Here is a 24,292-nt window from a genome sequence, read left to right on the forward strand (position 1 = left end):
ACACCATTTGGTGACATTTCGATTATAAGACACCATTCGGTGTCGTGTCAATATCATTTTTAAACTCCGCATTTGTGTTAAATCGATATAACCGAACAAACAATCAGATTGAGAATATTTGAGGACCTTTTTGGGGCCCAATTTGTATGTAATAAATGACGAATTACTAAAAATGAACAAAAAAAAACACAGTCGCCTAATGGACCGTGTCATTTATATATGTGGTAAATTCATGATGCGTCAAAATGGTAATCAATGCTTCGTCTCGTAATTAGTGAAGATCCATTTTGGGAGGAATGAAAAGATCCTTATGATGAAGTTTCAGCAGCAAAAAAAACTGTTTAGCCAAAAATTGTGGTGTATAAGGCATGTCGTTCCGAATCCAAGCCACAATCGTGCCGATCAAGGCTGCTGAACCATACCATATCGCGATGTCTTTTTGAATTCCGGCATCTAAGATGAAGGATTTTCGGTGGTTCTCCAAACTATTCGTAATGGTCTCTGACAACATTTTTAGCAAACGCTCCGTAAAAATTGGCGTCCGTTTCGAGCCTAGAACTACTTTATAAAATTTAGCATGTTCTGCAATGTGTTCAAGCAAATTTACCATAACCCACAAATCCTTTTCTTCAGCAGAATTTGGATGCAGCGGCTTACTGTTAAGGGCATTTTGAATGTCCCCAATCATTTCATCGGCCATTTTCTCCAGCATATCCGGGATATCACGATAATGCAGGTAAAAGGTTACTCGGTTAATGGTTGCCCGCTCTGAGATTCGATTAACCGATATTTTCTCGATCTCCATTTCCTGTAATAAATCGATCAAGGCATCTTTCAGCAGTTGGCGCGTTCGAAGTATCCTCGGGTCCGTACGAGGCTTGTCTTGATTCATGCGGATGATTCCTTTCCATGTTAATTTACAGTTTCATCATTCTTGTCTTTTAAATAAAACTTAAGCTACATAAATGTAATAAAGGTTTATTACTTTACACTTTTGCCCATAATCGTCGCTTGCAAGAAACATCTATCTATATATAATCTAATTTATACAGTGTTAATTATCTAACAACCTGTAAAATAAGTCTAGAGAAATATGGAGAGGATGGAGAGAAAATTGAGTAAAAGTAAGGAGCCAATCAAAAAAGGACCCATTTTGTTTGTTATGATTTTGGGAGCCTTTCTAGCGACGCTGAATCAAACCATCATGAGTGTTGCGACACCGGAATTGATGACCGATTTTAACATTTCTGCCGCAACCGCTCAGTGGCTGACCACGGGCTATATGTTAGTCAACGGCGTTCTGATTCCCATTACGGCCTATTTCATGCAGCGTTTCAGCACAAGACAGCTTTTCCAGGCTTCCATGATATTATTCCTAATAGGAACAATTATCTCCGCAATTGCGACAGACTTCCCCGTCCTGCTTACCGGACGTATGATTCAAGCAGCCGGTGCGGGCATCATTATGCCGCTTCTTACGAATGTCATTTTAGCGCTGTTCCCGCCCGATAAAAGAGGGGCTGCGATGGGAATGATGGGACTTGCCATTATTTTTGCCCCGGCGATTGGACCGACGCTTGCTGGTTACATTCTGGAGAATTATGCTTGGGAAACGTTGTTTTATGGCATGATTCCACTCGCCCTTATTGTCATTGCCTGCGGGTTCGTTTATTTGAGGAATGTATCGGAACGTGTTGAAACTGGGCTTGATATTCTCAGTGTCGTATTTTCCACCATTGGCTTCGGTACACTGCTGTACGGATTCAGCCGGGCGGGGAGCCAAGGCTGGTCGAGCTCAGAGGTTATTCTTTCTATCGTTGTAGGTATCCTAGCACTTGTATTATTTACATGGCGTCAGCTGGGTTCCAGTAACCCTTTACTCGATCTGCGAGCATTCAAATATAATATGTTTTCCTTGACAACGATCATTAATATCGCAGTCACGATGATCATGTATGCGGATATGATGCTGCTGCCGCTCTATTTACAAAATGCACGCGGGTATACAGCCTTGGAATCCGGTTTCCTGATGCTTCCCGGCGCGCTTGTGATGGGCTTTCTAATGCCGATTACAGGCAAGCTTTTCGACCGCTTTGGCGCAAAATGGTTATCCATCATTGGCATGATCGTTACGATCGTTACAACGCTAGGTTTTATTAACTTAACTGATTCGACTAGCTACACCTACCTGTTGCTAATGTCTACTGCGCGCCGCATTGGGATGGCATTGCTTCTGATGCCGATCCAAACCGCAGGTTTGAATCAATTGCCAAACCGGTTGAGTGCACACGGTACGGCAATCTCTAATACCATTCGTCAAGTTTCCGGCGCTATTGGCACTTCGCTGCTCGTAACCGTCATGACCGACCGGACAAAAACGCATATGCAGGATATGATGTCTTCCGGTGGAACAGCGGGTGCAACGAAAGCTCAAATGATCACGGAAGCAAGCATACAGGGGATCAACGATGCCTATCTCGTTATTGTTGGGATCGGTGTTATCGGGTTGCTGCTCTCGTTCTTCATCAAACGTGTAAAACAAGCGGTCGAGATGCCATCCACCGCCGATATGAAAGAACCTATCTCGCTCCGGACAAACTGACCTCCCAACTCCTCGTTTCAAAGACATAAGGAGAGGGTTCAGGCTGCACACAACGGCCTGAACCCTCTCCCCTTTAACCCTCAATTATCAACCTCTTCAACATTTGACAATTCTTATTTAGCGTATTTTCGTGTAATCTCCAAACTGTTTGTAATAATTTTGAACAAATTCCCTGAATTTCTTAGCGGCATTCGTCATGTAACGGTTGGTATACCATGAGATTTCAATAGTCCTGGTACATACTGGTTCTTCAATTGAAATGAGAACGACTGAAGATCCTTGAGAACCGCCCCACGTGACAGATGGAAAAAAAGAAACCCCAAGCCCCGAACGGACTAGGCTGCGTACCATCGAAGGCTCATCACATTCATAAATCATTCTAGGCGTAAATCCGGCCGCGTGGCAGAGGGAATCCGTCGTTTCGCGCAGCTGTTTGCCGGGCTTTAAACTGATAAAGCCATCTTCCGAGAGTTCGGACAGGCGAATGCTTTCGCGGTCGGCAAGCCTATGATCGCTTGGGACCGCGAGCATGATTTCTTCCGTTAGTAAAGGGATGGACTCGGTTCCCGGTATTTGGAACGGAGAAGAAGAAATACACAGATCAAAGGCCGGGTAAGCAGCAGAGATATCCTGATCATGCTGCAGGATCTTAAATTGGACTTCCGGGTGCTGCTGCCGAAAACATGTGATCATATCCGGAAACAGATAGGATCCGACTTGGATGAAGAAAACAACGGATCCTGTCGGTCGTTCGGCCATGTCCAGGAGCTCCATTTTTCCATCCTCCAGCGTTTGAAGAGCTATATCTACTTTCGCAAGAAACCGTTTCCCGTATTCATTTAGTCGAATGTACTTCCCGGTGCGATCGAACAATCTGATTTTCAATTCCTTTTCGAGCTTTCCGATTACTTTACTTAAAGCAGGCTGAGAGATTTGCAACATTTCGGCTGCTTTGGTCATATTCTCAAGCCGAGCAACCGTTTGAAAGTACCGAAGAGCAAGTAAATCCATCGAGATCCCCCCTTTAACCATAACCATAACCATAACCATACAGTTATATATGATATTTAAAACTATATATTATTAATTATAATACCGGAACCGTATAATAGAGGGAAGACAATAGGTAAGAAAGCTTAAAATGTGAAGAGGTAAAGGGGTTAAGTCATGAACGCAGAAGAACCAATGGTAGAAACGGTTACAGTCTCTGGCGGTCGGATTAAGGGCATTCGTCTGACCGAGGTCGGCACGATCGCGTGGTTGGGGATTCCTTATGCAAAACCTCCGGTGGATAAGCTCCGATGGAAAGCACCACGTGAGGTCGAACCTTGGACGGGCGTATTACCAGTATGTGATTTTCAAAATAACAGCGTCCAAGTCCTTCAAGAAGGAACGAGCGGAAGTGAAGACTGCTTATATTTGAACATTTGGCGACCTGATCATGCCGAGTCGAGCTTACCTGTTTTCGTCTTCCTGCACGGAGGCGGTAATATATCTGGTTCAGGACGGGATTTCCAGGGTGGACTTTTGGCGTGTGAGACCAATAGTATTGTAGTCACGGTGAATTACCGTCTAGGAGCGATGGGATTTTTCCGACATCCTGCACTCCGAACCGGCGATCCCTTGGATGACTCGGGAAATTACGCCCTTCTCGATATTCTTCATGCTCTAAGTTGGGTACAAAAGAACATCGCATCCTTTGGCGGGAATCCGGGAAATGTAACGTTGGCAGGCCAGTCTGCAGGTGCAAGAAATGCATTAGCTACTTATCTTTCACCGCTAGGCAGTGGACTCTTTCACAAGCTTTTTCTGATGAGCGGGGGTTTAACGACTGCTACGTCTGAACATGGTGAAGCCAAAGCAAACGATATTCTAATTGCCTTATTAGTCAGAACCGGGATAGCGAAAAATCAGGATGAGGCACGAGACTGGATAACATCGCAATCAGCCGACACCATCTCCAATTACCTGCATAGTCAGAAGGCTATTCACATTGTCGAAACAATCAGAGAGACTGGACTTCGAATGACATCATTTCCCCATCTGTTCGAAGACGGCACGGTCATTCCGGTAGGAGGCTTCAAATGTCTTAATAACCACGAGCAACCTTGCCTGCCGATCATCTTAGGGAGCACTGCCAGCGAATTTTCCGGATTCGCATTAATGGATCCCCACTTTTTACCCCAGGTACAGAAGGGACAGTTAGCCGGAGATGCGGAGCAAAAGATACTCTATGAAGCAGCGGTTCAATATGGAAGCGAGCTTTATGCAGCATTCAATGTAGAGCAAGTAGCGGAGAAATTAATAACCGCAATCCCGGAGATACCAATTTTCGCTTACCGCTTTCGCTGGGGGCTGCGAGACGGTGTTATCGATCCGTCCATCCGTTTTCTGATTGGTGCTCCTCATGGAGGGGATATCCCCTTCTACACGGGGGACTTCTCGCCTGTCCTGCACAATTTTCCTACGGGCATGATTTCCGAGCATAACGAACCTGGGCGTAGGATGCTTTCTTCCCTAATGCGTGGTTATTTACGGCGCTTTTTATACGCGGGTGATCCAAACGGTACAGGACTGCCTGCTTGGAACCGGTGGACCAACAATCCCCAGTCTGCCGAAATCCTCTGGCTAGATGCGAGTGAAGAACATGCTGTTGCTCAAATGGACCTGAAGCTTGCAACAAAAGAAATCATGTCTAGAATGGGCGCAGATGCTCGTTTATCGGCAGAACAGTGCAGTTGGCTTAAAACGGATCTTTTCGCAGGTCGTTTTTTCTGGAAAGATGAATGATTGATGAATCCAAGATATACGGAAAGGACCATGTTGTGTGTTAACTTACTTACTTTTATTAGGCATTGGGCTGACAGCGGGTATTTCCGGTTCTTTGGTCGGTCTTGGTGGCGGGTTCATCGTCGTACCTGCACTTACCTTCATCTTTCCTGATATGCAGCCGTCTCATCTAGCTGGTACATCCATGGCGATGCTTCTTTGCAATTCCATCTCAAGCACTTATGTGTATGCAAAACAGAAGAGAATCGATTATCAAGCAGCGGTCCGGTTCGCTGCAGCCTCTATTCCCGGTTCGGTGATAGGTGCGCTCTTCGCAAAGCATATGGAAGGGAAAATGTTTTTCGTTAGCTTCGGCATTTTTTTAATCTTTATTGCTCTGTTGCTCCTATTCAAGCCAAAAAAGCCAATCGCTTGGCCTTTCAAACCAACGGTGAAGCGGAACTTTATCGATCATAGCGGTGAGCGCTTCGAATATGCTTATCATATGCCTACCGGGATAGTCATCAGTTTTCTCGTAGGCTTCATGGCAAGCCTGTTTGGTGTAGGGGGCGGCAGTCTCATGGTTCCGACAATGACTTTGCTGCTCTCTTTTTCGCCGCATATTGCTGTTGCAACTTCTATGCTTCAAATTTTTCTTTCCGCAATCGTAAGCACGACAACGCATGCCTTCTTGTTGAATATTGACTGGTATATGGTGTTATTTCTAGCACCAGGTGCCATAATCGGCGGTCAAATCGGCGCACGACTGGCCAAACGTGTTCCTGCCAAGCTGCTTTTAAAACTACTATCGGTCTTTCTTATTTTGGTTTCGTTCCGGTTGATGATGAAAGGGTGACGAATTGAATATTCAAAAGAAAGGGCAGCCCATCCAGGCTGCCCCTAATCTATTTTGAGCTGACTTTCTGCCAGGTATTTATAAGCGATTCAGCATCCTTATTAAGAATCGCTTTGGCACTATCCTTAACTTGATTACGTAAGGCTTCATTATTTAAGTGCTTTATAAAATCCTGCATATGTTTAATCGCACTATCCTGTTTCCCTATTTCAAGTTGATGCTGAACCTGCTTAAGAGCATTGGTAAGCTGCGGTATCATCGCTCCGCTCAATTCTCCTGAATCCGTGAAACGAGTTATTAAATGCTCCATGGCATACACGCTAGTTGTAACGCTAACATGAAATGTGTTCTGAAGCTTGTTACCCGCAGCATCCTCGATTGCAACCGTTGTCGTCTTATCTCCTACATTTCCGGCCATATCGATATCTATACTTTGCATTGTTTGAGGATTAATCTTATACTCCGTACCATCCACGATGATTTTTGCAGATTTGATGACTGATAAGTTATCCCAAACTTTGAAATTTAGAGCCATGTAATCTTCGAAGGAATCTCCTTCTTTCAAAATATTACCGTTAGCGGAAAGCGAAAATGAAGGCAACTCCATACTCGCTATCGTTTTTCCCTGAGATACATTTCCTGAGGTATCAATAGTCTTTATTAAAATAGTAAAGTCGTTACCCTTTTGAATTCCCGGTAGAACAGCAGTTTGTACTCCTCTATTAACATCTATTACATTTCCAACCTGTTGTCCATTGCTTAAAAGAGTAATTTGCACCTTTTTGCCATCAACATCATAGGGGCCGTCCCAATACAGCTTCATATTGTCAGTTCCGTTGATCACTTGAACATTTTCAACCTCGCCTGGTGGAACATTGTCTTTCACAGGTACAGGAGGTGTAGTTGGCGCTGTAAATACAGCCGGGTCACCGAAGGTAAATTTATCAAAGTTATATAACCAATCCCCACCTTTAAACAACATGAACACAATGTGCTTTCCTGTTATAGGCGTCGTTATATCCGCTGAGAAAACCTTGAATTTCTGCCATCCGCCGGTTCCAGTAACAGCATTAGTCGCAATAACGGGACCGTTCATGCTATCCATTCTGACTTCTATCGTTCCGCCACCTGTATCACTTGCAGCATTAACATAGAATTTTGAAGGACTTGTACTTCCAAAATCGACGTAATTGTACATGGCATATGGATTATTAGGGCCATATATTCCTGCTAGGTAGGTTTGCCCTCCACCATTTTCCGTACCGAAACCTACGCCACTGGTATAGTTTTCAGCTTCTAGCTTACCATAAGCATCTCTTGTTTTGCCCTTCACTGTCGTAAAGGTAAACCAATCCAAATTGCAGGGTGAATCACTTCCGTTTGTTCCATGAAACACGAGATATACATCATGAACACCCACGGCTTTGGTATCATCGAGGTTAGACATGATGTCTACCCAGTTATTCCAATTACCTAAAGCCGGAATTCCAATAACACCTGCAGTGGGTCCGTTCAAGCTGTCTAACTTAACTTCAATCGTACCGCCTTGATTACCACTTGTTACATGAGCCGTAACACCAGCGGCACCGGATCCAAAGTCAATTCCTTTATAAGCGGCATAAGCATTGTTTTTAATACCGTCTATGAATCCCCAATCCGCATTTCTGCTTAGACCTGAACTGCTGTCGAAATTACCAGCCTTGAGCCTTGCATATGCGTCTGTTTTTGTAGGATCCGTTGTAGTAAATTTGAATGAATTTAAATTAAATAAGTATTGATCTTTCGTTTTTGTGAAGGCAAGATAAACATCATGTATTCCTGTTACTGTACTTTGTTTCCCTTGATCATCCTTAAGAAGGGTAACAGCATCCGTATAGTTGTTCCATCCGCCTGTTCCTTGTACGTTTAAGGTGCCAACTTTGGGACCATTCAACGAATCAAGCCTTATTTCAATATTACCTCCACCTGTTCCGCTTGCTGCTCTAGCAATAAAACCGATCGCACCGGTAGTACCAAAATCAACATTCTTATAAGCTGCAAAGAATCCCGGCTGAATGCCGCCAAGTTGCAGTGTACCTTCTGTACTGCCCTCCATGATAAACCCGGTGCCCACATTATAGTTTTCTGCTTCTATTGTTTTGTAAGGATTTTTTGCAGCATATTGTATAGCAACATCCTTTGCTTCTATAACGGTTAAGGCTTCAACGGCACTTGATGACGCCCAAGATTCATAGGTTCCGGAAAGCAGCTGCCCTGCCCAGTTACCATCTACGATATTTTCTGAATTGCGATTGTTCCATGCCATCTGAGTATTGAAAGCGAGCCAGTCATTAAAACCGCTGCTAAACTGCTTATATGCACTTTCACTTCTCTCATTCACTGCCTTTTGAAGATAGGCCAGATTTCGAATTAATATCGTTTTACCGCCTTTTAAGTCTCCATTCGGCCCTTCATAGTCCAACAAATGGTTGGTGTCAACTAAATGAGTTTGGGTAAAGTTAGCTGCTTTCACTGCATCATCAAGATATACCGTATTTCCGGTTATTTGATACAGGCCTACTGCTGCGCCTATGAAAGTACCCTGATTATAATGAGTTGCATCCGGGACAGCGCCTTTCTCAAGCTCTATACGGTCAAAGACTTTTCCATTCCCATCAGTAAGCATAGTCTTGCCCCATCTGTATATCTGAGAAGCCGCATCTAAATAATGGTCATCTTTCGTCATGTTATACAGATAAACAGCTGCTTCAGCCGCCGGGAAATTAATGCAGGCATTCTTTGTGGTATGCTCACTATTCATCCACCAAATGCCGCCATTGGCAAAGTTGTCATCCCATTGCGTGTTATACACAAAGTCAAAATAATACTTGGCTTTATCTAAATATCTCTGTTCCTTAGTAATGTCATAAGCTCTTGCGGACGCCATGGCCCACCACATGATATCATCATTGAAATGATTATTAGTCCAATCTTCTCCGAATTTGGCTACGGTACCGTCAAATATATCATCGATCTGAGTTCTAAGTTTTGATTTCAAACTAGGATTCGATGTGTGGACATAGGCATCCATGACCGTTTCCCAAAGCTCCGCTTCTACCCAGAAGCCTTGATAGTTGCTGCCATGATTAGAATTCGTCCAAAAATACTTGGCATTGCTATCCCAAAACTTGGCGTTAAATGCTTCTATGGCAACGTCTGCATCTGATGAAGTAAATGCATGTGCTTTTGTGCTATTCATGGAAGAAATTGTAGTTAAACTCAAGGAACACGCCAATGTTAATCCTATAAATTTAAATAGTTTAGCTTTTTTCAATCCCATCTCACACCTCCAACGTAATAGAACTATTTAATTACCTTAGAAATCTTGTCAACCATATCATTTAAGCTGCTGATCGGTGCTTTCCCTGTCAAAATATTATTCCATGCTGCATCTACAAACGGGTTTGCCTTACCTGCCCATGTGGTTAGGAACCGGACGGGTTGAACATTTTTGGATTGGAGAATGTGATTTACACCTTCGGCAACATCCGCATGCTTAGAGGAAGTCAAAAAGTCGAAGTAGGCTTTTGCTGCATCTTTTTGTGCGGCAGGAGCAACGGGATTTTGCGGCAATACTTCTGCATACATCGTCGAATCCATATATTTAAGTACTTTCCAGATCGCATCCGGATTTTTAATGTTGGAAGGGCTGCTCCAACCAACTGCATCGTAGATTTCCGATTGTGAGCTTACTACAGGTCCTGGAACAAAGCCCCAATCTAAATTAGGTGCAGTTCTGATCAAATCATCCGCAATCCATTGACCTTGTTGCGTCATCGCCACCGTACCAGCCTTAAAATTACTCATGACATTTGTTTGATCGAAAGTTGGCGGGATCATCGAACCATTCGCGATTGCAGCCTTATATTTTTCCAAACCTTCAATAAACTGCGGACTGACTTCGACTTTGGTAGGTTTCACGATTCCATTGGCAAATGGCGCACCACCGGCAGAAACCGAATATAAGGATAATTTGAACGGATCAACGGTTGCATACAAGCCATATTGCTGCACGCCTCCCTTTTTAGAAGTAAGCTTAAGGGCATCTGCAAACATTTCATCATAAGTCCAACCGGCTTTGGGCTCAGCTAATCCCGCTTCCTTGAAGAGCTTCTTATTATAGAAATAACCATACGTATTTAATAAACCCGGCAGCCCATATAATTTACCGCCATCTTGTTTCCAAGCATCTAATACACCGTTATAAAAACTATCCATAAACTCCTTGTCTCCAGCTGCCTTGGCACTCCAGTCATACAGTCTTCCTTCTGCGCCGTTTGCAATTACCATATCATTGCCCGTCATAAATATATCGGGACCTTGATTGGCTGCAATCATTTGGTTGACTTTCAGGCCATAATCGGATAATGGCGCAGGAATCATTTTCACAGTTATACCTGGATTCGCTGCTTCAAATTTTTTCATAGATGCCATAATCTTGTCATTCATCGAGGGAGATTCCCAGGTCATAATAGTGACTTCAATAGGTGCCGCTTTTGCAGGTTCCTTTGTAGTTGCTGCAGGAGCATTCGTAGTAGATGAAGGCGAAGCGCTTGAAGTTGGCGTCTTATCATTAGTACTGCAAGCTGACAAAGCGAAAGGAACTGCCATAACGACCGCTAAAAATAAACTTGCTCTTACTTGATATTTCTTCATTTTGTAATACCTCCCGTTTATTATAGAAACTTTTTTACTATGAGGGCTTAAATGATAATTTAAAACCGTTTCCCCCCCACATCCCCCCTTTCAATGCGTCCAGGCTATTTCAAACCTGCGGAATTGACCGATCCAAGACCTTGCATGAAATACTTTTGTCCGACAAAAAAGATAATCAGCATGGGTAGCATATAAAGCAGATCAGCCGCCATAAAATAATTCCATTGCGTTGTCCATGTGGATGCGTATGAAGCCATGGAAACAGCTAAAGGCCACTTGGATTGATCGACCAAATAGATAACAGGTTCCAGATACTGGTTCCAAGAACCCTGAAACGAAAAAATCATCATCGTGATAATAATGGGCATAGACATCGGCACAATAACGTTCCATAATATTCGCAATTCATTCGCACCATCTATCTTCGCTGCTTCATCAAAGGATTTTGGAATGGTACTCGAAAATTGAATAAACAAAAATGTAAAGGATGCATTCCCAAAAAATGCAGGAACGATGATAGGAAGCCATGTGTTATACCAACCCAGTGATGTGTATAGATGGAATAACGGAATCAAACCAATAAATCCAGGCAACATCAGACTTCCAACAAATAAAGAAAACCACATTTTACGACCTGGAAATCTCAAACGACCTAGGCCATACCCTACTAGAATAGAGCTAATAATCTGCCCGATTGTACATAGGACTGCAATAATCATTGAATTTGAAAACGCTTTCCAAAAATGAATTTGTTCAGTACCAATTACAAAGTTTTCCCAATTGAATTCTTTAGGATACCAATCAGGCGGAAGACTGAATACATCATCGTTTCCCTTTAGCGCTATAATGATCATCCAAAATAATGGATATAACATCGAGATGGATCCAACTGTTAGAATTAGAAATCGGAGTACTTGAAAACCAGAATTCTTCAAACCGTCTCACCTCTTATCTATTGTCATTTTCGTAATAAACATAGCGATTGGAAAATTTATATGTAATCAATGTAAATAGCATAATGATGGCAAACAGGATACTGACTTCTGAAATCGCGTAGCCGAACATCTTTTCATTGAAGGCATCCTTAAATATTTTAAAGTTAAGAAGCATAGTGGAAAAATTAGGTCCTCCATTCGTTAATACAAGTACTTGAGTGAACCCTTGGAAAGCTCCAATAATCCCTAAGATGAGTTGAAGAAAAAGAATTGGAGTAATCATCGGGATGGTAATCTTGATAAAGCTCATCCACCTTGTGGCTCCATCTACTTGTGCGGCTTCATAAAAGTCCTGCGGGACAGATTGGAGACCACTTAAAAAAATAATCATCGTACCTCCAACCTGCCATAATCCGTTAATAATAACTGAGATCAAAGCTGTATGTTCATCCGTCAACCAAGTTCCCTGAGGGAGTCCCAGCAAATTTAAGATTTGATTGGCAAGGCCATATTGGGGTTGATATATAAACTTCCATAGGGTCAACGATGCAATAATGGGCAGGACAGTGGGCAAGTAATAAAAAGTGCGAAAATACTTAATGCCCGGAAGATTTTTATTTAAAAGCACTGCTAATAGAAGACCCAGTGCTAGTGAAGCAGGAACACTAAAAATTACAAAATAAAAGGTTACTTTAATAGAAGTCCAGAAAGCAGGGTCCGTTGTAAACATATATTTGTAATTTTCAACCCCGACAAATTTTGGTTTATTAAAGCCATCCCATTCTGTTAAAGCATAATAAAATGAGGTTATGAGCGGGTAAGCAACAAACACACTAAAGCCGATAATAGAAGGTAAAATGAATAAATAACCGGTGATCAAGGCTTTTAATTTCTTTTTTTGCACGATTGCTTTCAATATGATACCTCCTTTATCAATTCCCTTTGTTCAGCCCATTTCATGCATAAATCCTGTTCCTGCATTCGTTTGAAGCAGCATTTGAATAATGGCATCCTGCTCTTTGTGATCCCTCGATGTAAGCCCTTGCATAATTAGGCCGCCTAAAACCCGACCATACCATGCCCGTATAATTCGTTCGAGTCCCCTTTCCTTTAAAAGGAATCGTATCCGAAGGCAGCACCTCGTTGTTAGTTAATATAAATATTGATATATACATGTTATGTGTTTAGTATATTGTCACCTGTAACATTATGTCAATATAATTTTATTCATTGATTTTGGTCATTAATTTAGCGCCATGATTAGTTTAATTGTATTGTATTCGCAAAAATTAAATAGTATATTAGGTATATCATTAAATAAGCGAAGGATGTTTTATATGGCAATTCCACTCTACGAACAGATTTACCAACATATATGGAACGAAATAAAAAGTGGCGTACTGAAAGAAGGGGATCGTATCCCTACCGAGCTAGAACTAGCAGATCAATTCCATGTCAGCCGCATTACAACAAAAAAATCCTTGGAAATGTTAGCACAAGCCGGTTTAATTGAGCGTCATCGCGGCAGAGGCTCCTATGTAAGCAGTCATTTACCAGAACTGCAATCCTTAGCTTTGACAGAAGGAATGGCGGATATGGAACAACCTATTTCAGACGACTGGCGCTTAATAGGGGTCATTTTACCGGATTTCTCAGAATCTTATGGTGCAAAAATGCTGCGGGCAATTGAACGTGAATGCACCAAACTTCGTATTCGGATGATTTTAAAACTAACCAATGATCTAAGAGAAGAAGAGGAAATCGCGATTCGCACACTTGTAAAAATGGGGATTGATGGATTAATTGTTTATCCTATTCATGGAGAGCATTACAACGGAGAGCTTTTGAAGCTTGTCTTAAATGATTTCCCGCTAGTCCTACTCGATCGCTATTTAAAAGGAATTAATGCTTGTTCGGTATGTACAAACAATAAAAAAGCAGCGCAAGAACTCACAGACTATTTACTTGATAAACAACATAAACATATTGCCTTTGTTTCTACTCCTCCAGAAAATACATCTACCATTGAAGAAAGAGTTCATGGGTATACAGATGCATTACTGCACCGAGGGATGGGTATAGACAAGCAGTATTTTATTACAAATTTAAGTGCTACACTTCCAAATCAATTGAACAAGGACTCCAACATTTTGGAAGACCGTGAAATCATATCTCAATTCATTATGAGAAATCCGCAAATCACAGCGTTCGTGGTAGGTGAATATTTATTAGCTATCCATTTACGACAGGTATTAAATAAACTAGGTTTACTCACGAAATACGAAATCGTTTGTTTCGACTCACCAGACGATCTATTTGAAGAACCTATGTTCAGTTTCATTCGTCAAAATGAAGTAGAGATGGGAATAAATGCTGTAAATTTGATGCAAATGCAGTGGGGTGGAACCACCGTTCCTACGCAAACACTAGTAGCCCATACATTTGTAAAGCGAATGGATTGATGGCAGCAACTTTGCTCACGTGGGCTCACGCCCCTCCTTAATGATTTATTTTTTTATTGTGAAAACAAAAAAAATCGCTTTTGAAAGCGATTTTCAGAAGATACTTATTTATGTTTGTTATTTACTTTTAAATTATGTTATAGTTTTTTATCTTATCCTTTTATCGCACCGTCGGCCATCCCTTTAATAAAGTATTTCTGTAAGAATAAATAGACCACGGTAATAGGAAGCATGCCCATTAAGCAACCGGCTGCCACCCAGTTGATATTGCTTTGGAACTGTGAAATAAACATGGAGAGAACAACCGGAATGGTTTGAACCTCTCTCTTTTGCAGAAAGAACAAGGAGAACTGATAATCATTCCATACCTGTACGCCGATAAGAATGACAATCGTGGCTGTAATCGGCTTTAACAATGGCAATATGAGCTTAAAGAAAATGGTGAATTTATTGCAGCCATCGATTAGACCTGCCTCATCCAATTCTTTGGGAATGGTACTCACGAAGCCTGTATATAAGAAGATCGTCATTGGCAGAGCAAAGGTCACTTGCGTCAATGAAATCGCCCAATACGTGTTTACACCGCCTAAGTCTACAATCAGCTTATACAGTGGTACGAGAATTGTCAGTGCAGGAACGATGAGACAAGACACGCAAAGTGTGTATACGAAATTGTTCAATTTGGTTCGATTCCGCGCGAGCGGATACGATGCGATGGAGCCGAGCACGATGACCAATACCAAAACTATGGCTGTAATGATCACATTGTTCAAGATCGCTTTCCCCAAATGTGCTGCTTTCCAGACCTCCACAAAATTAGACAGACGCCATGTATGTGCCGGAAGCCACTTTGAACTGACTTCTATTCCACTTTTGAATGACATATTAACGAGGATATAAAAAGGAAGAATATGAACAATAGCTATCACACTGATGAGAATAGTTTTCATTATTCTACTCATAGACTCACTTCCTTTTTACGTAACAGACTAAGCGTCGTTAAACTGACGATACCAATGAACAGAAACATAACGTTGCCAAGCGCAGCCGCATATCCAGCGTCTTGCCTTGCAAAGTACAGATTATACATCATTGTGGATAAAGATTGTGTTGCATAGCCCGGACCACCGTTCGTCATTGCGACAATAACATCGAATAACTTAAGTCCCCCAATTATGTTCACGACCACATTGACTGTAATTGAAGGCATAAGAAGCGGAAGCGTAACATTTCTAAATTTAGATAACCACTTTGCGCCATCTATGGATGCTGCTTCATAGTAATCTTTCGGAATGGATTGAAGTCCAGCCAAGTAAATAATCATCGCCACACCCATAAACTGGTACGTATTGACAAAAGTGATAATCCATACCGCCACTTGGCCTTTTGAAAGCCAGTCTACGGGAGATTGCTGAAGTAATATCACAATGTCATTAATAGCTCCACCATCATATTGGAAAAAGAAATACCATATGTATCCCATAATTAAAGGGCTAATAATAACGGGCAGATAAACAATGGTCCTTACCAAACCCTTCCCTCTTATTTGTTGATCCAGAAATAGCGCATAGCCAAGGCCGAGCAAATTTTGAAATAATGTGCTTCCAAGTCCATAAATTAAAGTATTCTTCATCGTTAGAACAATTTTTTTGTCGGTGAACAATTGAGCATACTTATCCCAGCCAACGAAATTGAAACTAGGCGAATAGCCATCCCAATCCGTAAAAGAAATTCTTATCCCTTTAAACAAGGGAAAAAAAATAAATAAAGCAAATAACAACAAAGCTGGGATGTACATAATATTAATCGCGTTTTTCCGCACAGTATTCATTCTGTCTCTCCTCCTATACCATCTACGGTGGAAGAAAATAGCCCATGACAATAAACGCTCTGTCACGGGCTCTTTACTTACCTTCTTCGCCTCATTTATTTCGTTGCTGCTGCACGTAGACGTGTAAATTCTTTTTTCATATTTTCAGAGAATTCTTTGGCTGTAATTCCGCCTGCAATGATGTCCTGCCCATTTTTGCACATTACATCCCACATACCATTTGGCAAATAAACACGGTCAAAGTAAGGAAGTACACGTACATCTTTATACTGCTCATAGAATTTGCTTAGATCCCCTGCATTCACTTTCGTACCTTTAATTCCAGAAGGAAGCGCATTGGAAGCAGCTACGAGTTCAGCATTTTCAGGCTTTGCATAATAGGCTACAAACTTTTTGGCAGCTTCGCTGTTTTTAGAGTTTTTCCAAACACCCCATGTTGTTTTCTCTCCACCTACAAAGGAAGGTGTGTCACCTTCAATGACAGATGGAATCGGCATAAAGGCAGCATTCAACTGAGGATTCACTTTCTTAGCCTCTTCAATGACATAAGCTCCGTAGAAGAGGAAAGCTGTTTTACCTTCTGCCAATGCTTTCGCATCATCATTGTATTTCGCTGTTAGCACGTCTTTGTTTAAGTATCCCTTTTTGTAGAGATCATAGAACATTTGGGCAAATTTATCCCAGTTCGTCCAGTCAAAACTGCCGTCCAAAAAGGCGGATGCGCTGTTGGTCTTAGCACTTGCATAAAGCGGGTTTGCAAAATAATCGAAATATTGGCCAACCGGCCAGTTATCCGATCCACCCATATGGAAAGGTGTTACGGCACCGTTACTTTTGGTTTTGATTGTCTCTGCTGCTTGCATCAATTGATCGTACGTTTTTGGAACTTCAATATTGTATTTAGCAAGCACATCCGAATTGTAGACGATACCTGATTTATCTTGATCCATAGGCAGCGCATATACTTTACCTTTATCATCGGTTACTGCAGGTTTGATGGCATCATCGAGCGTTCCTGCCCAAGCTTGATCTTTCAAATCTGCGAGAAACTCGCCATATCTGATTTTGGCCCAGCCGTGTGTGGAGAAAACATCCGGCATATCATTGCTTGCCATCTTCACTTTCATCATGTTCTCATAGTCTTTACCTGGTGCGCTGAATTCAACTTTAATCGTAGGATTTTCCTTCATGAAATTATCCGCGATCGTTTGTAATACTTTGGCTTGTTCACCGACAACGTTAGTTGCCACTGCAATCGTTACTGGCTTGGCCGCCTCTTTGCTTTCTTCTTTTTTTGCTTCAGTCGTTGCAACAGGCTTGGTATCAGGTGTCGGTGTCGGCTTCGCCGTACCGCATGCGGATATAATCCCCATGGACACTGACAAAATACAAGCAACGGATATCCATTTTAGATTTTTCACTCGTTTATCCCCCTCTAGTAGATACGTTTCGTAACTGCTTACATTCTTATCGTAACATGAATGATGGCGTTTACAATAATTCAAATCTACACTGAGATTGCTGTTTTCTACAATTTCCGCTTTATATTGACACGTCTTCATCCTAGCGATATTCTTACCTTGAGGAAACGCTTACGCGACATTGTACCTAACGGAACACAGCAGGGAGGCAGGATCATGTCAATCAATTTGTCTCTCCGCAGCAAATTGGCTATTATTTTTATCGTCACGATTGTTGGTCCATTTCTTACGCTCGCTATTATCTTGCCTTCTTACTTTAAACATTTGATTAGCGCTGAAACACAGAAGCTGACATCAGGAGCGATGAACTCTTTATCCAAAAACATTGAAACGTATTTGGATGATTTAGATCGTCTGACATCACTGCCTTATTACAATGACGATCTGATGCAAGCGCTTAAAATTACGGCATATCAACCCGAGAGCTCACTTGATGATTACACGAAATTAAGAACGAATCGATCTCTCAACGGAACTCTTCCTAGTTACCTCATTAATACCAGGAAAGAGATTCTTAATACGTTAATCGTGACGAAAGATGGACAAGGCCATTTGAGCACGAAATTTAACTCTGCCGATCTTTTGCCGAACTTTCCGTTTACGAAGCAAAGCTGGTACAAGAAAGCACTCCTTGCCGATGGCCATGCTGCATTTATCGGTTCACATGATCAAGACTACTTATCTGGCATAGGCATTAACCGCGTCTTTTCCGTTGCTCGCCTGATTAAAGACCCGGATTCTAGGCAGCCCTTAGCGGTCATACTGGCAGATGCGGATTATCGTGCACTTAACCAAATTATCAATGAAGTTTCATTCGACGTGAATGCGAAGATTGCCATCATGGATGAAGACAATCAACTTCTTTATACCAGTACCAATCTGCCTGATCATATCATGACACAACTCGCAGACAAAAAAAGCAAAATCTCATGGGATAACCAGAATTATGTTACCCTGACCAAGAAGGTGGAATCTGCGAAGTGGAACATTGTCGTATTGCTCTCCGAAGCGGAGATGGCCTCCAAAATACGATGGATTTTCATCATAGCCGTGATTGTTTCTGCCGGAGGGATTTTGGTTACGTTTATTGTCTTTCTCTATTTGACACGCTGGATTGTAACTCCTTTCAAACAAATCAATGACGTCATGACGAAAGCGCGACTAGGAAATTTACAAGCACGCTATACCTTGACCGGGAAAGATGAAATTTCGCAGCTAGGTCAGTCGCTCAATAAAATGATCTTCCAATTAGACGATATGATTAACCGAGAATATAAGACGGCACTAGCGCTTAAAAAAGCGGAGTATCAAGCCTTACAGTCGCAAATTAAACCTCATTTCCTTAACAATGTGTTAACCGGATTTATAGGCTTAAATCAAATCGGTGAGACTCGGAAACTGGAAGAAGCCATATTAGCTTTGAGCGGCATGCTGCACTATATTTTAGCCAACCACCCACATACGACAATCGAGCAGGAATTCGATATTCTACGTGGTTATGCGATGCTCCAAAAGCTTCGCTTTGACGAAAAATTGCAGATTCATATTTATCATGAAAAATCGGTTGGAGATTTCCAAATTCCTAAATTGATCATTCAACCTTTACTCGAAAACGCAATCATTCATGGCGTTGAACCTTCTCATAAACCATGTACGGTTGAAATCAAGGCAGCTATTCATATTCAAGAAGAAACGGAGTTTATACGAATTGAAGTTCGCGATGATGGCGTAGGTTTTGAGATAAATTCGAATTCTTCAACAAAGCAGCATATAGGCTTATTGAATGTAAAAGCAAGATTACAAATGACTTTTACTGACTCGGTGTTTCGTATACAGAGTAGACCCGGTTATGGAACGACTGTTGTGATTACCATTCCGATTAAAGGGGTAAACCAATGAAAATTGTGATAGCAGATGATGAAACTTGGGTAAGAACAACCATTAGAAATATGCTGCTTGAACTTGACGTTCCAATTGATATTGTTGGAGAAGCCAGCAATGGTGAAGAACTCATTCAAATGGCCCACCTGCACCAACCGCAGCTTGTTTTTGTTGATATTCGGATGCCAATATTAAACGGTCTTGAAGCCATTCAGGCAAGCAAGGAGTTAACCCCCTTCACGAAATGGGTCATCTTATCTGGCTCTTCCGATTTCCATTATGCGCAAGAAGCGATACGTTTGGGAGCCAAAAATTATTTAGTAAAACCTGTTGATCGAAAATCCCTATCCGCATGCGTAGATGAAATGATAGTGGATTGCAATAAAGATTTACTGAAGCTTAATGAGGAATTCGAATACGTGGTCTCTTCTTATGCCTGGGGCAATCGATCGTTTACCGATCTTGCGGACATCCACTCCTTTCATCTATTCAGTGTACTACTTTGTTTCGATAGTTCTTTATCCGAGTCGTTAAAAATGCAGCTGATTCAGAAATGGATGAGTGAGATTCATTCCTATTCGAAGAAGACGCTGCTTGATAATGATATTCGATATGCAATCATCAATTTGCGAGATGGGGATTATGCGATGATCTGCGCTTGGAATCCGTTACATCGCTCCAAGATGCTCGATTTCCGTTCGAAGCTCGTTGCTTATGTGACCGATAAAATGACTGAATATCAAACGGATTATTTTGCTTTAACCGCTTTTCAAAGTGAGCTATGTGAACACATCGATGTGCTGTTGGAGCAAATCGCTCAACTGCAGAGCTTGTCTTCATTGCGGGCTATATTTCCCCATAGCGGACTATGGTCATGGAAAGATGTAAGTTTTTATAAGCAGAACGACCCCAAATTATTCGAATTGAGCCAATGCGCAGAGAAGTTAAGTCATTTGTACCAAGAAAACGACTACCTTCCGTTCATGAAAGAGCTAGATCATATGGAAAGGCAATTACTGGCCATTCCAGAGCATCAGCAAAAAATCAAAAATTGCTTAGGCGAATTCCTCAATACTTCAATCAAAAAAATAATTGAGACTCAAGACGATACAAAGGAATGGATGAAGGCATTACGGGGCTTGGGCGAAAAGCTGCTAACGGCATCCTCCAAGAAAGAAGTCTCCCATCATGAATTGATTCAGCAAGTCATCCAGTATATTGAAAAGCACTATATGGACGACATAGGCATTCATCAAATTGCCTCTATCCTTCATATTACACCTAATTACTTGAGTTCTCTGTTTAGTAAGCGATGCGGGGTCACGTTCTCTAAGTATGTCACTCAAATTCGTATGCACAAAGCCAAGGAATTATTAATCGCAGACTCAGGTATGAGGGTACAAGAAATTGCGAAGCAATTAGGTTACTACAGCAGCAGTCATTTTATAAAGATTTTTTCAGAATTACATGGTTGTTCTCCAATACAATTCCGGGAGCAGTATCACAAGAAATAGTGATTTTAGCAACCACGACGCGCCTGAATTTGCAGTCGTTAATTTCCGCTTCCTCCTTATTGCCAAGTCACCCGCCTGCAGAGCGCTCGCGTAAAAATCGTTTGACTGACGTTGTTTTGATGTTGCTGTGACAAACTGGACAAAGCACCCTCGAGGGGTGCTTTGTTTGCTATTACCTGGATAGCTTTGCATCCGCCCAATCCGCATGGTCGTTAGAGATACTGCCATCGGCATCGGTTACGATCAATCTCAATGTGTTTTTTCCTGTGACGTTTACCGTTATATCACTCGGAATGTCACCTGCTCTCTTCGTTACGCTTTCGTAACTCGGATTGGCAGCACCATCGAGAAATACTTGAAATTTGACGGAACCGTTAGCAGTGCCTACTTCATCATCCGCACCTACTTTTGCGGTAAAAGTGGCATACTGCCCGTTCAAGCTGTAAACGATTTCACTGTTCGCATGCGTTCCGATCCCCTTGCTATAAGTCTGGTTATTCAACTTCAAATTATTTCCATTCACACTAGCATCTTTATGAACTGTACCCCATCCTGCTGTCGCAGACGCCCAAGTAAGGTCACTCAAATAGACCTGACTTCGAAAAAGCTGAGCATTAGCCCAATCGGCGTGGTCACTGTTTATCCCGTCTCCTGCGTCAGTTACAGTAAGCACCAATTGATTTACACCTGCTACACTAACATCAATGGATTTCGTTGCGCTCGTTGGAGTCATGGTCTGACTATCATAAATTTTGTTGCCGTCCGCCCATACCTGGTACACAACGGTTGCACTAGAATTCACCTCATCATCGACGCCTATAAACGATTGGAACCAAGTGTATTGTCCGTTCAGATTATAAGTAATACTGCTTGTGGCGTGTGTTCCGAGTCCTTTTGTATAGGTTTTTCCGTTCAAAATTATTGCGTGTCCGTCCACGCTTTTATCCTTTTGCACGGTACCCGATCCTGCTGTTGCAGATACCCATGTCAGGTCGCTCATATAAACCTGCTGTGCATTTGGCGTCGTTACATTGACAGAATTGCTTGCAGGTGACACGTTCCCGGCAGCATCCTTCGCTTTTACGGTAAAGGTATAGGACGTTCCTGGTACAGCAAGCCCAGATACCATATAGCTGGTCGAAGTTGTACTGCCAATCACTGTTGAACCGCTATAGATATCATAGCCAGTTACTCCTACGTCATCAGAGGACGAAGTCCAATTCAGCTGTACGCCAGTCTGAGTTACATTGCTTGCTGTCAAATTGGTTGGTGTTGTTGGAGCCGTGTAATCAATAAGTTGAGGACCGACATTCATAACAGCACCATTGTTAACCTGAACATTAACGTACGAAATCGTTTGACCGTACAGCGTCTTGGTCTGTGGCGTTTGTGCTGCACCGTTTACATATATGGTGGTTGGCGTTCCATAGAATTGAGCTTCCCAAGTAACGGTCCCGCCGGAATAATTGGTCAGTGTAGAATTCGTAACTCCATTGTGCTTGATTTTCAGATCATTTGCGCCAATCTTTACATGATTCACTTCCACCCACGGTACATCGGCGGTAAGACGCGATATGGTAGAAACTTTGTGATTAGGTGCGTCCGGTTGAACACCCAACATACCGCTAATGATATTGCTGATCGCTGTGAAGGCTACCTCGGGATAAGTATTTCGATCGGTCAAAATTTTGCTTAGCCAGGACCAGCCAGTTGCAGACCTGTTGTAATTGTAATACATCTCCGGAAGATATGTGGTCGCTTCGATTCCCAAGCCGTCATCGTTAGCATCAATGTAATTCAGATAAGTATTTGTTCTTGATCCAAAGTCTCCCAATCCTTTCAGAGGCATGAAAAAGCTGTTCTCATGACCCCAATCGCTCTTGAAGCCTCCAGTTGCATTGAAACCGCGTATATACCTACCGGTAGTCGCATCGAACCAATGTGCTTCATAAAAGTCTTTCAACCGCTGAGCCCGGTTATTCCAGAGCGTGCTCCCGGTAAGATCGCCTTTCGCTTTTTTAATTCCCGCATAAGCGAGCAGCGACTGGTATTCCACCCCCAACGAATCGCCAGCAGAAACCAAGCTGTCTTGTGAATCTTCGTGGTACGTGGAAGAGAATTCTCCCGAAATCTTCTTAACTACAGGCTGCTCGATCGACGGATTTGCATCGTTCCAAACTACACCGTGATTAGTAAGAAATTGTCCGACCGTTGAATCATAATAAGCTGACAACGTCGGATCGTTGATCCAATTGCTGTTGCCCGTCCACAGATACTGTTGGTATGCCTTATGCATGATATCAAAAGGCGAAGGTAATTCTCTAAAGCCCGTGCCGTCAATATAGTACATGATGCCATACGAGCTATGCGCCCAAAGCGGCCAGCTATTCTGGCCCGAAGCGGTGGAATCACCGGCAAATAGTTTCATCATGTTAAAGGTTTCATTATCCAAGCTGAGCAAATGCCCGGCATCCGACTGATGGGAAATATCACGGTTGTAAAAGCTTTCACGATTCACGTACGCTCCCCAATAGCCGGGTGTAAGCGAGGTGTGTGTGGAATCAGAGAGACGCCACCATTCCGACTCATGTCCGATCATAGGATTCCCAGGATAGAAGGCGAGCCCCAACGCCCGATCTTTAGCCCAGTTAAAACCATTATTTAAAGTTGCATTAGGAGAATCGATGGATAGCGTGCTTGTTGGCGGTCCCTGGTAGGTTTGGACAGTCAACTTATCAATACGCGCTACTTCGCCGGTAGAGACAGCCGTAAGCTTAATTACGTCTCCCGGGCTAAGGTTAACCTTGCTGGACGTATGAATATCGATGTTACGCGGGTCGGTATAATTGGTGCCATATCTTTGCGAGGTGTTCCATTGATCAATAGCATTACTGTTGATCGTTACGGTATAACTTACTCCATTTTGAACCTGCCCGACCAAACGTGTACCTATATCATAGGTACCGGACACACCGTTAAATACGGCGCTGGCTGTACTTGTTTGACCTAATACACCTTGAACATACGTCATCGTTTCGAGAGGCTGATTATTTACATAGTTCATGTAGGTCACAGTACCTGTCGTGAAATTGTTTAATGTCATGTTTTCAGCTTCAATAACGTACGGTCCTGCAGCAAAAACAGTTAAATTAAAGCTAAATACACTGGATAATACAGCCATTATAAGTATAGATATTGAAAATCGACGCATTTCTTCAGCTCCTTTTTCATGTTATACCGCTACTAGCAATATGAAGAAACCGCTC

17 protein-coding genes are annotated in these 24,292 nt (G+C 42.3%); 6 read left to right on the forward strand and 11 right to left on the reverse strand.

Annotation, left to right across the window (positions count from 1 at the left end; translation table 11 throughout):
• Positions 1–271 precede the first annotated feature (271 nt).
• A complete protein-coding gene (locus NYR53_RS23680) occupies positions 272–892 on the reverse strand; it encodes a TetR/AcrR family transcriptional regulator (protein ID WP_261301601.1) in 621 nt (206 codons plus the stop codon).
• Positions 893–1,162: 270 nt separating this feature from the next.
• Here NYR53_RS23680 and NYR53_RS23685 point away from each other — a divergent pair, with 270 nt between their 5' ends.
• Positions 1,163–2,602, forward strand: coding sequence for a DHA2 family efflux MFS transporter permease subunit (locus tag NYR53_RS23685; protein ID WP_437180196.1), 1,440 nt, complete (start codon positions 1,163–1,165; stop codon positions 2,600–2,602).
• A 117-nt stretch (positions 2,603–2,719) separates the two neighbouring features.
• Here NYR53_RS23685 and NYR53_RS23690 read toward each other — a convergent pair whose 3' ends face one another.
• A complete protein-coding gene (locus NYR53_RS23690) occupies positions 2,720–3,613 on the reverse strand; it encodes a LysR family transcriptional regulator (RefSeq protein WP_261301603.1) in 894 nt (297 codons plus the stop codon).
• Positions 3,614–3,769: 156 nt separating this feature from the next.
• Here NYR53_RS23690 and NYR53_RS23695 point away from each other — a divergent pair, with 156 nt between their 5' ends.
• Both NYR53_RS23695 and NYR53_RS23700 read left to right on the forward strand, forming a co-directional pair.
• A complete protein-coding gene (locus tag NYR53_RS23695) occupies positions 3,770–5,392 on the forward strand; it encodes a carboxylesterase/lipase family protein (RefSeq protein ID WP_261301604.1) in 1,623 nt (540 codons plus the stop codon).
• A gap of 37 nt (positions 5,393–5,429) precedes the next feature.
• Positions 5,430–6,227: a sulfite exporter TauE/SafE family protein gene (locus NYR53_RS23700; RefSeq protein WP_261301605.1), complete on the forward strand. Its 798-nt coding sequence runs from the start codon at positions 5,430–5,432 to the stop codon at positions 6,225–6,227.
• 49 nt (positions 6,228–6,276) lie between these two features.
• Here NYR53_RS23700 and NYR53_RS23705 read toward each other — a convergent pair whose 3' ends face one another.
• The 5 genes from NYR53_RS23705 to NYR53_RS23725 form a co-directional block, all read right to left on the reverse strand.
• Complete coding sequence (locus NYR53_RS23705; RefSeq protein ID WP_261301606.1) at positions 6,277–9,546, reverse strand: carbohydrate-binding protein; 3,270 nt, start codon at positions 9,544–9,546, stop codon at positions 6,277–6,279.
• Between the two features lie 23 nt (positions 9,547–9,569).
• Positions 9,570–10,922: an ABC transporter substrate-binding protein gene (locus NYR53_RS23710; protein ID WP_261301607.1), complete on the reverse strand. Its 1,353-nt coding sequence runs from the start codon at positions 10,920–10,922 to the stop codon at positions 9,570–9,572.
• A 104-nt stretch (positions 10,923–11,026) separates the two neighbouring features.
• Positions 11,027–11,857, reverse strand: a complete 831-nt coding sequence (locus NYR53_RS23715; protein ID WP_261301608.1) for a carbohydrate ABC transporter permease — start codon at positions 11,855–11,857, stop codon at positions 11,027–11,029.
• Between the two features lie 13 nt (positions 11,858–11,870).
• Entirely contained in the window at positions 11,871–12,773 is a 903-nt protein-coding gene (locus tag NYR53_RS23720) for a carbohydrate ABC transporter permease (RefSeq protein ID WP_261301609.1), read from the reverse strand.
• A 30-nt stretch (positions 12,774–12,803) separates the two neighbouring features.
• A complete protein-coding gene (locus tag NYR53_RS23725; protein WP_261301610.1) occupies positions 12,804–12,905 on the reverse strand; it encodes a glycoside hydrolase family 125 protein in 102 nt (33 codons plus the stop codon).
• Positions 12,906–13,113: 208 nt separating this feature from the next.
• Between NYR53_RS23725 and NYR53_RS23730 the strand changes: the two genes are divergently transcribed.
• Positions 13,114–14,319: a GntR family transcriptional regulator gene (locus NYR53_RS23730; protein ID WP_261301611.1), complete on the forward strand. Its 1,206-nt coding sequence runs from the start codon at positions 13,114–13,116 to the stop codon at positions 14,317–14,319.
• A gap of 152 nt (positions 14,320–14,471) precedes the next feature.
• Here NYR53_RS23730 and NYR53_RS23735 read toward each other — a convergent pair whose 3' ends face one another.
• The 3 genes from NYR53_RS23735 to NYR53_RS23745 form a co-directional block, all read right to left on the reverse strand.
• Positions 14,472–15,281, reverse strand: coding sequence for a carbohydrate ABC transporter permease (locus NYR53_RS23735; RefSeq protein ID WP_261301612.1), 810 nt, complete (start codon positions 15,279–15,281; stop codon positions 14,472–14,474).
• Positions 15,278–16,150: a carbohydrate ABC transporter permease gene (locus NYR53_RS23740; protein WP_261301613.1), complete on the reverse strand. Its 873-nt coding sequence runs from the start codon at positions 16,148–16,150 to the stop codon at positions 15,278–15,280. The genes NYR53_RS23735 and NYR53_RS23740 overlap by 4 nt, the downstream gene beginning before the upstream one ends.
• A 95-nt stretch (positions 16,151–16,245) precedes the next feature.
• The gene (locus tag NYR53_RS23745; RefSeq protein ID WP_261301614.1) at positions 16,246–17,571 is read right to left on the reverse strand and encodes an ABC transporter substrate-binding protein; all 1,326 of its coding nucleotides are present in this window, start codon (positions 17,569–17,571) and stop codon (positions 16,246–16,248) included.
• Positions 17,572–17,787: 216 nt separating this feature from the next.
• Between NYR53_RS23745 and NYR53_RS23750 the strand changes: the two genes are divergently transcribed.
• Both NYR53_RS23750 and NYR53_RS23755 read left to right on the forward strand, forming a co-directional pair.
• Positions 17,788–19,530: a cache domain-containing sensor histidine kinase gene (locus tag NYR53_RS23750; protein WP_261301615.1), complete on the forward strand. Its 1,743-nt coding sequence runs from the start codon at positions 17,788–17,790 to the stop codon at positions 19,528–19,530.
• Complete coding sequence (locus NYR53_RS23755) at positions 19,527–21,026, forward strand: helix-turn-helix domain-containing protein (protein ID WP_261301616.1); 1,500 nt, start codon at positions 19,527–19,529, stop codon at positions 21,024–21,026. Before NYR53_RS23750 ends, NYR53_RS23755 begins: the two co-directional genes overlap by 4 nt.
• 172 nt (positions 21,027–21,198) lie before the next feature.
• Here NYR53_RS23755 and NYR53_RS23760 read toward each other — a convergent pair whose 3' ends face one another.
• On the reverse strand, positions 21,199–24,207 hold the full coding sequence (locus NYR53_RS23760) for an NPCBM/NEW2 domain-containing protein (protein ID WP_261301617.1): 3,009 nt from the start codon (positions 24,205–24,207) through the stop codon (positions 21,199–21,201).
• Positions 24,208–24,292 lie beyond the last annotated feature (85 nt).

The sequence above is a fragment of the Paenibacillus andongensis genome (genome assembly GCF_025369935.1).
Taxonomy (GTDB): Bacteria; Bacillota; Bacilli; order Paenibacillales; family NBRC-103111; genus Paenibacillus_E; species Paenibacillus_E andongensis.